The 13864-nt window shown below is 62.7% G+C and carries 11 protein-coding genes; 4 read left to right on the top strand and 7 right to left on the bottom strand.

Going from position 1 to position 13864, the window contains the following annotated elements; translation table 11 throughout:
- The 7 genes from VMX79_07080 to VMX79_07110 all read right to left on the bottom strand — a co-directional run bounded on the left by VMX79_07080 (position 1) and on the right by VMX79_07110 (position 10142).
- On the bottom strand, positions 1 to 3396 hold the full coding sequence (locus VMX79_07080) for an N-6 DNA methylase (protein HUV86860.1): 3396 nt from the start codon (positions 3394 to 3396) through the stop codon (positions 1 to 3).
- A gap of 6 nt (positions 3397 to 3402) precedes the next feature.
- A complete protein-coding gene (gene pyrB / locus VMX79_07085) occupies positions 3403 to 4512 on the bottom strand; it encodes an aspartate carbamoyltransferase (protein ID HUV86861.1) in 1110 nt (369 codons plus the stop codon).
- A 6-nt stretch (positions 4513 to 4518) separates the two neighbouring features.
- Positions 4519 to 5850 carry a dihydroorotase gene (locus VMX79_07090; protein ID HUV86862.1) on the bottom strand — a complete coding sequence of 444 codons (1332 nt, stop codon included), beginning with the start codon at positions 5848 to 5850 and terminating at the stop codon, positions 4519 to 4521.
- Between the two features lie 79 nt (positions 5851 to 5929).
- Positions 5930 to 6484, bottom strand: coding sequence for a hypothetical protein (locus VMX79_07095; protein ID HUV86863.1), 555 nt, complete (start codon positions 6482 to 6484; stop codon positions 5930 to 5932).
- Complete coding sequence (locus VMX79_07100; protein HUV86864.1) at positions 6481 to 8265, bottom strand: glycosyltransferase family 39 protein; 1785 nt, start codon at positions 8263 to 8265, stop codon at positions 6481 to 6483. Before VMX79_07100 ends, VMX79_07095 begins: the two co-directional genes overlap by 4 nt.
- 18 nt (positions 8266 to 8283) lie before the next feature.
- The gene (fmt, locus tag VMX79_07105; protein HUV86865.1) at positions 8284 to 9240 is read right to left on the bottom strand and encodes a methionyl-tRNA formyltransferase; all 957 of its coding nucleotides are present in this window, start codon (positions 9238 to 9240) and stop codon (positions 8284 to 8286) included.
- Positions 9240 to 10142, bottom strand: coding sequence for a sugar transferase (locus tag VMX79_07110; GenBank protein HUV86866.1), 903 nt, complete (start codon positions 10140 to 10142; stop codon positions 9240 to 9242). Before VMX79_07110 ends, fmt begins: the two co-directional genes overlap by 1 nt.
- Positions 10143 to 10320: 178 nt before the next feature.
- On the opposite strand from VMX79_07110, the gene VMX79_07115 reads away from it, so the two are divergent.
- The 4 genes from VMX79_07115 to VMX79_07130 form a co-directional block, all read left to right on the top strand.
- Complete coding sequence (locus VMX79_07115) at positions 10321 to 11295, top strand: PrsW family intramembrane metalloprotease (protein ID HUV86867.1); 975 nt, start codon at positions 10321 to 10323, stop codon at positions 11293 to 11295.
- Between the two features lie 51 nt (positions 11296 to 11346).
- Complete coding sequence (gene dmpI, locus VMX79_07120) at positions 11347 to 11622, top strand: 4-oxalocrotonate tautomerase DmpI (GenBank protein ID HUV86868.1); 276 nt, start codon at positions 11347 to 11349, stop codon at positions 11620 to 11622.
- Positions 11623 to 11751: 129 nt separating this feature from the next.
- Positions 11752 to 12528 (top strand): hypothetical protein, encoded by a 777-nt coding sequence (locus tag VMX79_07125; protein HUV86869.1) that lies wholly within the window; start codon positions 11752 to 11754, stop codon positions 12526 to 12528.
- A gap of 374 nt (positions 12529 to 12902) precedes the next feature.
- Positions 12903 to 13864, top strand: a 962-nt coding sequence (locus tag VMX79_07130) for a 6-bladed beta-propeller (GenBank protein ID HUV86870.1), incomplete at its 3' end; no start/stop codon positions are given.

Consider the following 13864-nt stretch of genomic DNA (forward strand, 5'->3'; position numbering starts at 1 on the left):
TTATTCTTTCAGGAATATTAACGGAATACCGTGTTCTTCGAATATCTCTCGGGTAAGGCGTTCGGCCGCTTCCCCGGAGCCGAGGCGCGCGGTAAATTCGCGGTATATTTCTTCGAATTTATCTTTTAAATACTTTTCGTGGTCGACCACGGCGTTGTGGACTTTGACGGCGTCGTTCGGTATTTTTAGCGTATAAACGTCCGGTTGGAACGAGTAAACGACGAAACGCGCCTCTTCCTCGGAGGCCGCGCGTACTATTAACCGACCTGCATTGTCTAGAACCTCGCGGCCACCCAAGAAATAAGCGCCCAATTTGAAAGGCCCGTTCCCTAACGATTGCATCCTGAACTCGTCGCTACGGCCGTACGTCACGTACGCGTCCGGGAAGGGTTTGAAACCCTGCGGTAGAACGGCCCGCACAACGTCGTCTTTAACCCGGGCTATATCCTTCGTGAAGCTTTCTCTTTTTATCTTTTTACGTTGCCCTGCTAAGGAGAGCCGCTCCTGGACGAGTTCCGTAACCGCAGCATACAAAGGACCGAGGTACTTATCGACGTCTAGCTCTAGCGCTTCCAGTATCGCCGTATCTAAAGCCCGCCGGTCGGGTTCTTCGAATTCCGTGGGTACCGGTTTAACAGGACGGATCGTTAATTTGTCGAAGGCATCCGTAATAGCTTTTTGTTTTTCGTTATGAATCGTAGTTAAGTCGGGTATCTCTAAGTAATTATCGTAATCGGAAACCATTATATCTAGAACACCTTCGCCAAGCATAACCCTTCCTATTAATTCTTTGAATAAGTAATTTAAAACGGAATTTAAGGTAGCGGCTAATAATTTCTCGTTAACCCCGTTTTTAGGTCTAACGTAATAAATACGGCAATCGCACGCGATAGGTTCTTTAGAGAAATAACCGGATAATTTGGCGTCGTAACCCTTCGCGAAAAATATCGGCGCCGGTTCGAATTCGCGTACCGCCCACCAACCGGGCTTATTGTCTTTAACGGAGGGTACTTCCGAGTATAAAACGCCGGCGGCGTTGCGGCGAACTTCGCCTTCCTCTATATATTTAAGTGCGCCCATCCGGCTTTTCTTTTTGAGTACCTCCTTAGCCTCGCGGCATTTAAACAGTAATACTTTCAAGTCTTCCGGTTCTATTAAGATATTATCGCTATGACGCGGCGATTTGAATACGGGCGCAAGGTATTCTTTTTCTATGCTCCTTTCTTCAGCCTGCTCGGGCGTCATATAGAAAAAATCGTTAATGCCCGTCGTTAACCCGCGGTCTATTTGGGCGAATTCTTTGAGCGGCTTTAGTTTTTCGCCCAAAGTTTCTTTAACCTCGAAATAGATCTCGGGCGCCCGTAGATATTGGCTCCACTTTACGGTTCGGCCCGCCGCCACGAGCTCTTCCCGAAGTTCGCGTTGGTTCTTCATGCGTATGCGGAAATCGCCGTTTTGAACGGACTTCAACCCCTGAAGCGTGCTTACTATTTTTTCCCCTTCTTGCTTGTATAAGTCGTTACCGGCGTTCTCTATTACGCGCGCCCGCCCTTCAATCGATTGCCAACGCTCACGCTGCTTCAGCTTTGGGTCGTGAGGGAACATATCTTTTAAGGGGCGCCGGACTTTGACGAACTTTACGTTATGGTTTTCCCTTTCGTCCGCATTATCGCATCGTTCTAGGACCGTGAATACCGTATTGACCGCGGCCTGCTCGAACCAGGGTTCGCACCGCGACTCGATAACGGCGACAAGTTTAAACTTATCCAAGAAGAACTTTTGAAGTTCGTAGCCGTACGCGGCGTCGAGCCACGCGTTGGAGGTTACGAAGCCGAGACGGCCGCCGGTTTTCAAAAAAACTGCGGCGTGGAAGAACATAGATGCGTAAACGTCCGGCTGGCCCGAAAGCCTTTGCGCGTAACCCGGCCAATCGCGTTGTAGTACGCCTTCGATTTTTCCTTTGTTTGGGATAAGTTTTTGCTTTATGTACGGGAAGTTGCCAACGGCCGCGTCGAATTCGGGCATCGGGACGTCTATGACCTTTACGGCTTCGGTCGGCCCGGTGGGCGGTGGGAACGGGAAGACGTCCCCCGGATTGATATCGAAGAAGTCTTTCGGGATAATACGGGGGAAGTTTGCCGTATCGCCGAGGTCTTGGCCGAAGAGGTTGATCGTCGCCAAGGCCGCTGGGAAGTGGGCTATATCGTTGCCCCAAAGTTGGGCCAGACGCTTTCGGTGGCTCAGATTACCGAGGAAGCCGAGGCGGTCGTAACCCCTAATAAGGAAAGTACCCGTGCCGCATGTCGGATCGAAAATAGCGTCGTTCGCTGTTTGTACGCAAAAAGCGAGAATAAAATCTACAAGGTTTTCGGGCGTGAAATATTGGCCGAGGCCATGGCGTTCTTCGTGCGGGATCAAACCTTCGAAAACTTTACCTATTACGTCTTGCGGAACCGAGTGGAAGGAATAGTTTTCCAAACTTCCCAAAAGTCCGGAGATTTCGGGCACCGCCAAGTCCGGCCAAGGCAATTCGTCTATTAAGTCATCTTCAAATACCGCGAACCAATCTATATTTTTAGCTTCGGCGAAGCGTTCGCGAAGTACCTGCTGGGCGGTCCGTGCGTCAACGTCCATAAGAGCCAGGGGTTTTAGGTTATAGCGGCCGCGCAATGTCTCATAAAAAATTATCTTGCATAATAAACGGTAGACCGCTTGGTTGCTTACGGTATCAATTTGGGCGAGCGGGTTTTTAACGCCTTGTTTTTTACCCCACGCGTCGAAAGCTGCCCGAAGCTTTTTATCCTCCCCCAAGTTGGCTTTTATCGTCTGGGCGAAGAGCGGGAATAGCTTATCGGCCGTTTCGCGGAGGCGGCCTACGAAGAAACGGGCGTCGAGGGGGATTCGGGTTATATGCTCGTGTTGGGAAAGCCACGCTAAGTCGTCCAGTAATTCTTTACATAAGGTTTCCAACGCCCGGCGTTTATAGTCTACCGTCCAGTCGTCGGCCTTTTGGATCATATCCAGCGTGGGGTAACGTTTGGGTAGCGCCGCGTGCCCCCGACCCTCGTCTTTGACCTCCCATATGACGAGTTCTTGCATATTCCAGGTTACGAAGTATTTAACGTGAAGGGCGTTCGCTTTAACGCGGGCGTTTTCCAGTAGGGCGGAATCGTGTACAGCCGTTTCCGGCGTTTTTAGTTCGAATAAACAAAAAGCTAACTTCGCTTCGCGGTTGAGCCATAAGACGACGTCGATAAATAAATGCGTATCTTCGACCGCGATCGATACGTCATTTGTTGCGTTTTCGAATGGGTAATTACCCGCTTGGAAATACCCGTTAAGCCATGACGTTAATTGGCTTCGGAATTCGTTTTCGGTGGCGCTAATATCGGCCATTCTAAATCACACCACTACCTCGTAGTCGCAATACAGGCACCGGTAGCGCTTGCCCTCGCCCAGCTCGCCGAAGAGCGACTCGGTTTTATCCAGTATCGGCGTGTAGGAGTTTTTTAAATATTTTTCCGAGGCCGTGATGCAGCGCGGGTTGGGGCAGGGGAGCTCGAGCTCCTCGCCGCGGACCTCTTTGTAGGGTATATCTTTATCCACCAGGCCCAGCAGGACCGCGATGAGCGCCATCCGCGCCGGCACGCCGTAGCGCATCTGCTCGAAGTACCGCGCCCGGGCGTCGTCGTCCACCGCCGGCGGAATCTCGTCCACCCGCGGCAGCGGGTGCAGCACCAGCGAGCCCTCGGGCATCCGCTCGACGACCCGCTTGTCCACCACGTACGAGCCCTTGACCTTGAGGTAGTCGTCCGAGGAGAAGAAGCGCTCCTGCTGGATGCGCGTCACGTAGAGGACGTCGGCGCCTCGAGCGGCGGCCGCCAGGTCGTCCGTCTCCTCCACCGCCGTCCCCAGCTCCGCCCGGAGCCGCCGCGCGACGTGGGGCGGGAGCTCGAGCCCCTCCGGCGCGACGCACACCAGCTGCGGCTTGAACGGCGCCAGCGCCAGCGCTAGCGAGCTCGCCGTCCGGCCGTAGCGCAGGTCGCCCGCCAGCACCACGCTCAGGTTCTCCAGCCGGCCCAGCTCGCGCCTTATCGTCAACAGGTCGAGCAGCGTCTGCGTGGGGTGGAGGTGGCCGCCGTCGCCGGCGTTTATAACGGGGACTTCCGAGTAGAACGAGCAGGCCAGCGCCGCCCCCTCCGCCGGGTGGCGGAGGGCGATGACGTCGGCGTACTTGTCGACCGTTCGGATGGTGTCGGCCAGCGACTCCCCCTTGGCGACGGAGGAGGCCGCGGCGTCGGCGAACCCCAGCGCCCGGCCGCCCAGCCGCTGCATCGCGGACTCGAGCGAAAGGCGCGTCCGCGTCGACGGCTCGTAGAAAAGGGTGGCCAGGATCTTACCGGCGGCGATGTCCGTTCCGTCGCGCGCGAGCGGTACCATCTCGTCGGCCACGTCCAGCAGCGCCGTCAGGCTCTGCTTGGAAAGCCGCGATATATCGACGAAATGCTTCATATCGACTTAGGCGGTCTCGGCCGTCTCCGCCAGGCGGCCGTCCCGCACGACGGGCCGGCCGTCCACCAGCACCGTATCCACCCGGCCCCGCACGGCCCACCCTTCGAACGGCGTGTTCTTCCCTTTGGAGTAAAACGACGCCGCGCGTATCGTGTCTTGTGCTTCCGGGTCGAAGACGGTGACGTCGCCTCGGGCCCCCGGCGCCAGCGTCCCGCGGCCCTCCAGCTCGAGCCGCCGCGCCGGGTTGCCCGACATCAATTCTACCATACGCTCGAGCGAAATTACACCCGGAAGGACCAGGTAGGTGTATATCAAACGGAGCGCCGTCTCCAGGCCCACGACGCCGAAGGGCGCCCGGGCGAATTCCTTGTCCTTCTCCGCGGCGGTGTGGGGCGCGTGGTCGGTGGCGACGCAGTCCACGGTTCCGTCGGCGACGGCGGCCAGTATCGCCCGGCGGTCCTCTTCGTCCCGCAGCGGCGGGTTCATCTTGGCGTTGGCGTCGAACGACTCGGCCGCGTCGGCGGTCAGCAACAGATAGTGCGGCGTGGTCTCGCAGGTTACGTCCAGTCCCCGGGCCTTGGCGCCGCGGATGTGCGCCAACGAGGCGGCGGCGCTCACGTGCGCCACGTGGAGCTTGCCGCCCGCCTGCCGCAGCAGCGCGAGGTCGCGGGCGACCATCACCTCCTCGGCCTCCGGGGGGATGCCCGGCAGACCCGTCCGACTCGAGACCGGTCCCTCCGTCACGGCGCCGCCCGCCGACAGGGCGTAGTCCTCCGAGTGGGCGATGAGGGGCAGGCCGAAGTCGGTGGCGTAGCGCAAGGCCGCGACCATGACGTCGCTCGATACCACCGGTACGCCGTCGTCGGAGAGCGCGACGACGCCGGCCTCCTTCAGTCTGCCGATCTCCGACAATCTGCCGTAGCCCCGCAGGCCCTCGGTGACCGAGCCGACGGGGAAGACGTGGGCGAAGGCCGCGGCCTCGGCGCGCGAGTGCACGAACTCCACCACCGTCGGGTTGTCCATCACCAGGAAGGTGTTGGCCTTGGCGCACACCGACGTGAAGCCGCCCATGACCGCGGCCCGCGTGCCGGAGGCGATGGTCTCCTTGTCCTCGCGGCCGGGCTCGCGGAGGTGGACGTGCATGTCGATGAGGCCCGGGAAGACGTACTTGCCCGCGGCGTCGACGACGACCGCCCCGGGCGGTGTTTTGAGGGCCGCGCCCCGGGCGGCGACGCGGCCGTCCTCGATTAATATATCCTCGTCGGCGGTGCCGCCCGCCGGGTCGACGACGCGGCCGCCGGCGATTAAAACGGCTCGTTGCTCAGGAGGCGTGGCCATTTCGTTGATTATACATTAATAGGCCGAACATTTCAAACGGCCGACCCGTCGTGGGTCGTTGGGCGTCAAAGGCGTAAGGTTAAAACTCGTACGGCTTCGCGACGTACGCTCGTATCTTGAGGTCGAAGAATTTGTTCGACGGGACGGCGCGAACGACCGCGGCGGTGTCGGCGCCGCGGCCTGTCCCCGCGACGCACAGTACGTCTTCGGGCGGAACCAGGCTGGCGTCGGCCGCCATCATCGCTATCTCGGCGCACACCTTCGTCCCCTCGCCCAGGACGCGCAGCGCCGACGCCACCAGCGTCTCCTGGTCGCCGCCCGTCTTATCGCGGATGGCGCGGCCCAGGCTGCGGAATACCATCGTGCCGGTGAGGACGCGCGTCCCCCCGGCCTCCAGTTCGGCGCGGAGCTCGGCGGGGAACTTCTGCTCGCCCTCCTCGCCGAAGCCGGTGTTGTGCGTTACGACGACGAGTTGGACGTCGCCGCCCTTGACGGCGGCGTGGGCCGCGCGGGCGGTGGTGCCGGTGGTCGAGGCCACGACGAGGCGTTTGATTTTACGCTCGCGGCAGGCGTCGACCGCGGCCTTGACCGTAACCTCGGTGAACTCCGGGCCGGTGCCGTGGTGCAGTATCATTCCGTACTCCTTTCGGCGGCGTCGCGCTCCGGCTCGAGCTCAAGCACGCGGATGACGCCGGTCTTTTCGAATTCGCGGTAGTCGCACAATAAGTAGGGGCGCGGCATGAAGAGCGCGGCGAAGGCGGCGTTGCGCGGGCCGCGGTCGCGGGCGTATATGATGCGGTTCTTCAGCGCGGCGTCGTTGGGGGGCGGGCCGCCGCACCGTTCCTCCGGCGCGACGAAGATTATAGCCTCTTTTACGTTCCACTCCTCAAGCGCCCACTCGAGCCGGCGCGAGGCCCAGGGGCGCTTGCCCTCCGGGAAGGCCCACGCGCCGCCGTACGCGGCCTCGAGCGCGACGACGTACGGGACCGTCGCGACGGCGACGGCGAGCAGCGCGGCCGCCGCGGCCGTGCCGCGCGCGAAACCCCATTTACTCTGCAACCACGAGGGGAGCAGCGTCAGGCCCAGGCCGCCGCCCAGCAGCGCCGCCGGGAGCGCGCCGTAGTAGAACCGCGCGCCGTAATTTATACCGTCCGCGTACGGCAAGATATAGAGGAGTAACGTCGCCGCGGCCACCGCGTACGCCAAACGCGCGGGGCGCGGTAGTTTTTTCAGGAAGAGGGGGACCAGCGCCGGCGCGAGCGATATCAACGGCCACCCCATGACGTCCGTCGCGAGGACCCACAGCCGCCGCGTCGTGAAGTACGCCAGGTACGGCGAGAGGAACGGCAGCGAGATGCCGAAGCGCGTATGCAGCGCGTGCGAACGCGGGAACGTGAACGCCGCGCCGCTCGTCGCGTAGTTGTAATACAAGAGCGGCCCCGCGGCCAGGGCGACGCCCAGTACGAAATAGGAGAGCGCGTACCCGCTCGTCTTCTTGCGCGCCACGTCGTAGAACAGCAGCGCTACCGCGGGCAAAGCGGCGAAGGCCGCGTAGTCGCGGACGGCGAAGGCGACGACCAGCAGCGCGCCGGCGACCGCCATAAGCGACGGCTTTTCCGGCTCGCGGCCCGCGTCGAAGGCCCACAGGAAGAGCACCAGGAACAGCAGGAACGCGGGCTCGGCGAAGAGCGACGCGTTGTTGAAGGTCGCGAACGGCGAGACGGTGTACAGCAACACGCCCGCCAGCGCGGCGTCGGCGCCGACGATGCGCCGGCCGTAGCCGTAGAGCGCGAGGGCGGTGAAGAACGCTATGAAGGGGTTGACGAGCCACGGCCTCCCGAGCGCGGTCCCGGCGGCCAGCAGCAGCGGCCAGGCTGGTACGAATATCGTGAACCACTTGCCGTCGCGCACCCCTTCGTTGGGCCCCACCAGGAAGTTGCCCGAGCGGTTCTCGTCGGCGACGTACGCGTCGGTGGCCGGCGCCGTCGCGGTGAGGCGGCCGGCGGCGAAGATGCGGGCCTGAAACCCGTACTCGCGCTCCTCCCAGGTGTGGCCCTCGCCCCCCAGCGAGAAGTACGCGAAGCAGGCCGCGGCCACCGCCGCCGCCACGCCCAACGTTCCCGCCACCCACCAGTCGCCCAGCTCGCGGCGGCAGTACGCGGCGAACCGCAGCGCCGAGCGGCCCAGCGGCGCGGCCGCCGGAGCGAAGCACAGCGCCCCGGCCAGCAGCCACGCGTATCGGAATACCCACGACGGCGGCGCCGGCGTCTGCCCGGGCGCGCCCAGTATGAAGCCCGCGCCCCGTCCCCCGTCGAATACGGTGAAGACGTCGGAGAGGAACGCCGTGTGGCTGAGCGCGAAGACGGCGACGAAGGCCGCGCCCCATAAGTACAATTTTAAATATTTCCGGCTCACTTGCGTAACGGCTATCGGTTAGTCGAAGCGGTCGCCCGTGGCCAGCCGCCGGCCGAGGGCGAAGGCGTGCGCCGTCATCTCGCCGCGGCCCGCCGGTTTCACCCGCGTGAGTTTGAGGGCGCCTTCGCCGCAGGCCGCGACGACGCCGGCCTCGTCCACCGCCGTAATCGTCCCCGGCGCCGCGTCGGCCGGGCCTTCGGCCGGCTCCGCCCCCAGGATTTGCACCAGCTCGCCGGCCAGCGACGCCCGCGCCGGCGCGTCGGGGTAAAGGCCTTGCACCAGGCGCTCGAGCTTGGCCGCCGGCTCCGACCAATCGACCGCGCGAACGTCGGCGGTTATCTTCGGCCGGTACAGGATGTTCGCTTCGTTCGGGTCCTGCGGCCTGGCCCGTATGTCGCCTCGAGCCAAACCGCGCAACGTATCTACGACGACGCGCGCGCCGAGCCGCGCCAGCTTCTCGGCCAGCGAGCCGGCCGTTTCGCCGGGTGCTATGGCGAGCCGTTCCTGCAGCAGGACGTCGCCGGCGTCCAACTCTTCGGCGAGGCGGATGGTCGTAACGCCCGTCTCGGCGTACCCCTCGATGATGGCCCAGTTGACGGGCGCCGGGCCGCGGAGCTCGGGCAATAATGACGGGTGGAGGTTTACCGCGCCGTATTTTACGAGGCCGTCGGGTTGCGGCTCGCGCAGCCACGCCGGGACGAAGAAGGCCGACGCCACGACGACGACGGCGTCCACGCTTACGTCCACCTCGCTCGAGGCCGCGTCGTAGGCGCGCGCGAGCTTCTCCAATTGTACCACCGGCAGCCCTTTATCCCGCGCCCACTCGTACACCGGCGGGTATATGGGCTTAAGGCCCCGGCCGCCGGGGTGCTCGGCCTTGGTTATGACCTGCGCTATTTCGACGTCCGGCGCCTCGTGGAGCGCGTCGAAGGTGGGCAGCGCGAACGCCGGCGTCCCTACGGCGATGACGCGCATCAGTGGCCGCCCCCCTTGCCGAAGAGGATGGGTATGGTCTTGCGGAATATCCGCGCGTCCATCGCCGGCGTTTGGTTGGCGATGTAGTAGAAGTCGAACTCCAGGCTCTCGCGGATGGCGCGGTCGGCGCGGCCCGCTATCTGCCACAGGCCGGTGATGCCGGGCTTGACGCTCAGGCGGAGGTTCTGCCAGGGCTCGTACTCCGCGGCCTCGCGCGCCATCTCCGGCCGCGGGCCGACGAGGCTCATCTGGCCCTTGACGACGTTTATGAGCTGCGCCGTCTCGTCCAGGCCGAGTTTACGCAGCAAGCGTCCCACGCGCGTAACGCGGATGTCGTCGCCGCCGGGGGGCGACTGCTGGTACTTGGGTACGGAGGCGAACATAGTGCGGAACTTGTACATGTTGAACTCGCGGCGGCCTCGCGTGACGCGCTTCTGGCGGAATATTATGGGCCCGCGCGAGTCGAGCTTGACGGCGACGAACATCGGCAGCCAGACGGGCGTTAGGATTACGATGAACGCCGCGGCCACGAGCTTATCCATAAGCCACTTCGTCAGGCCGCGCACCAGGCCCCGCCGGACGCCGGGGAACGGCACGAACTCCCGCCCGGCTATCGCCACGGTGCTGGCGACCGGCGCGAGCTCGGCCAGGATATCCGCGGCGACGTACGCCGGCGCGCCCGCCTCCCACGCCGCGGCCACCGCCTCCAGCGCCCCGTCCTTGGAGGGCGCTTCGGCCACCACGACGGCGACGTCTTCTTGGCGCGGCAGCAGCTCGCGCAACCCCCGGGCGTCGGCGGCGAAGTCGAGCAAGGAGAGCGGCGGCGCGGCGCCCTTCTCCACGTCGCGGGCCAGGCGGCGGGCCTCCTCGCCCGTACCGATAATTATTACGGATTCGTTCACGCTCAAACGCGGCGAATTAACGCCCTGGGCCTTTCGCCGGATTATAAGCGCCCCGGCGGCGCGGCGCAAGGGTAATGTCGGCCGGGCCGGTATTTCCCTTGTCTGCGGCGGACGCTTACCCTATTATGAATACGCAGAGGTCGGCAAGGGCGATAGTTTTCCGACAGGAGAGTGCGGCGTGGAGTACTTGGCGGCGACGCTGGCGGTAACGCTGACGACCGTAGCGAGCTTGATACTGATATGGTTCCTGGACCGGTTCGAGAAGGACCCGGTGTGGCTTTTAGGGCTGGTCTTTTTGTGGGGCGCCGTGCCGGCGGTGATAATCTCGTTGGTGGTCGAGCTCATCTTCCGCCTGCCGCTCCCGTATCTGTTGGACGCCTGGGCCGCTGACGTCTTCATGAGTTCCGTCGTGGCGCCGATAGTGGAGGAGTCCGCGAAGGCTATCGCGCTGCTCCTCGTCTTCGTCGCGCTGCGCCACCACCTCGACGACATCCTGGACGGCATCATCTACGGCGCGCTGGTGGGCGTGGGCTTCGCCTGGATCGAGGATATATTTCGCCTCTTCGGCGCCGCGTCGGAGGGGGGCGTCGAGGCCATGGGGTTCGTCTTCATCCTGCGGGTCTTCGTCTTCGGCCTCAACCACGCCTTCTTCACCGCCCTCACCGGCCTGGGCTTCGGCATCGCCAAGGTGGTCCGAAGTTGCTGGCTGGGCGGCCTGGCGGTGCTCTTCTTCTTCAGCGCCGCGGTGGGGGCGCATTTTCTGCACAACGCGCTGGTGAGCGTGGGCGGCGACGCCGGCGTCCTGGTGTCGTTCCTGGTGCACTGGGGGGCCTTGTTCGCCTTGCTGCTGGTCGTAATAGTCGTGTGGTTCACGGAGTGGCACTGGATAAAAAAAGAGTTGCGCGCGGAGGTCGTTTCGGGGGCCATCGGCGAGCGCGACTATCGCCAGGTCTCGAAGTGGTTCGGCCGGCTGGGGTGGGAGCTCCGGTTCCTGGTCGCCTTCGACCTGGGCGGATTCCTGCACGTCCGGCGGATGTACAACCGCCTCGTCAAGCTGGCCTTCCTGAAACGCAGTTACGCCCGCCGGCCCAAAGAGAGCACCGAGCGCCGCATCGCCGAGCTGCGGGAGCGCATCGCCCGCGACCGGCGTTAGCCGCGGCGAGAATTTAACTAAGGTAAAATTTCAACGAGAGGAGCGACGCGTATGCCGACGATAACTGTTGAGGGGCCGCCCATACCGGTCGAAAAGAAACGCGACCTCGCGGAAGGGCTTACCAAAGCGGCCGCGGCCGCGTACGAGGATATACCGACGGAAGCTATTATCGTTTTAATCCGGGAGAACGAGGCCGAGAACGTGGGCGTGGGAGGCGAGTTGCTTTGCGACCGTCGGGCCAAGGGCGCGGGCCAGAAGGGCGCCGGTCAAAGCGGCGCAGGCCAGAGCGGCGCGGGTCAGAAGGGCGCAGGCGAGAAAAGTGGCTAGGCACGGCGGCGGCCGACCTTAGCGTCGGCCCGACCCCCCTTGGTGTCGGCCGTTACTGTACAACGGCCTCCCGACCCCGCCGGTTTCTTGGGCCGTTATTGTTCACGCCTGTTATAGGAAGGGAATACCGTGAAAAAAGTACTATTGTCCGGCGTTATCCTGGCCGTGACGGCCGGCGCGGCGTTCGCCGATTTGGGCGACGTCGTCGCCTCTTTCACCGCGCCTTATCGCGCCCCGATCGCGTTGGCCCACGCCAACAACGCCACGCAAATGTGGCTGTTCTGCAACCAAAATACGAGCGGCTGGCGGATCTTCCTGGTCCACCATACCACGGGCTCCATATATAGTTCGTTCGTCTCTCCTTGCGCCGAGTATACGCGGGGATTAACGTACGAGGACCCGGGCTACCTGTGGACCGGCAACTTCAACAACCGGCGCGTATACCGATGCCGGTCCGTCAACGGGAGCGTGCTGTATTCCTGGGCCGCGAACCACGCCGTCTCGGGTCTGGCGCTGAAGGCGCGCGGCGACGGCGGCGTGAATCATGACGGCCTATTCGTGAACGCTGGCACGACGACCTGGCGCCACCGGCCGAGCGACGGCAGCATCATATCCTCCTTTTCCTATACCCCCGCCTTCTACGGGGACAACGCCTGGGACTGGCGGAACGAACTCGTATGGGGAGGGGACGCGAACGTCAACTACGTATACGGGTGCACGACCGCGGGTACGGTTGCGGCGTCCTTCGCTTCCCCGGCCACCAATCCGCAGGGCATGTGCTACTACGGCGAATACTTGTGGGTCGGGGTGAACTCCACTCCGGATTACGTGTACGAGGTCCATTGCCCGAATAACTTGGGGGTTGCGCCCGCGTCGCTGGGCCGCGTGAAGGCGTTGTTCCGTTAAAATGCGAAATACAAGATATGAACGGGTCGCCGCCAAGGGGGCCCGTTTTAATCGCGGGCCTCGGCTAAGTTATGGCCTTTTGTTATGAGAATATAACTGATATTGTCAAGTATATATATTTTCCTTGACTATGTTACGGCTTTGTTCAATAATGGTTCACGAAGAGTTCGAAGCGCTCGGCGACGAACCGATGTGCGATGTTGGCGGGGAGCCGGTATGCCGCACGTTGGGAAACGAGGGGAACGATATCGCGCGACCGCCGACGGGGCCGTAGTTCCGGGATAGTAAACAACACCCGAGTCGGGCCTCGTGCGCCACTCGGGTATTTCATTATTATATTTAATGCCCTGAGTTTAGGGCGGAAGGAGAGCGAAATGAAGAGGGCGGTAATTTTCGCGGCCGTCACGGCGCTCGTCGCGGCCAGCGCGGCCTACGGCGTCTGGGTCTACGAGGGCAAGTGGGGCGAGTTCGGCACCGGCGAAGGCCAATTCTACGGCGCCTGTGACGTCGCCGTCGCGCCCAACGGCCGCGTCTACGTGGTCGATAACGGAAACGACCGAATTCAGTATTTCTCTCCGACGGGTTCGTACCGCGGCAAGTTCGGCAAATACGGCTCGGGCAACGGGGAGTTCAGGCAACCTGGTGGCGTAGCGGTCGCCCCCAACGCCAACGTCTACGTCGCCGACACGTGTAACGACCGCATCCAATACTTCACCGCGAGCGGGTCCTTCCTCGGCAAGTGGGGCTCGTCGGGCTCGGGCAACGGCCAATTCCATTGGCCGTTAGACGTCGCTTTCGCGCCTGGCGGCAACGTCTACGTCGCCGATATCGGTAACTGCCGCATCCAATACCTCACGCCTGCGGGTTCGTTCCTCGGCAAGTGGGGCAAGGTCGGGTCCGGCGACGGCGAATTCCAGCGCATCGCCGGCGTCGCCATTCACCCCAACGGTCACGTCTACGTCGTCGATGTCTATAGCAACCGTATTCAATACTTCACGCGGACCGGTTCCTTTCTGGGGAAGTTCGGTTCGCGCGGCTCGGGCGACGGGCAATTCTTACAGCCTTGCGGAATTGGCGTAGGGGATAACGGCACGGTTTACGTTGCGGACACGACCAATTGCCGCATCCAATATTTCACCCCGAGTGGTTCCTTCCTGGGCAAGTGGGGTTCGATGGGTAGCGGTAGCGGCTACTTCAATAGACCCGTCGCCGTTGATAAAAACTCGGCGACCAATAGGGTTTACGTCGCCGAAGTCGAGAACTGCCGCGTCCAATATTTCCGCTGGTCCCCCCCGGCGGTAGCGCCCGCCTCCCTCGGCCGCGTGAAGGCGCTGTT

It is taken from the genome of bacterium (genome assembly GCA_035529855.1).
GTDB lineage: Bacteria > RBG-13-66-14 > B26-G2 > WVWN01 > WVWN01 > WVWN01.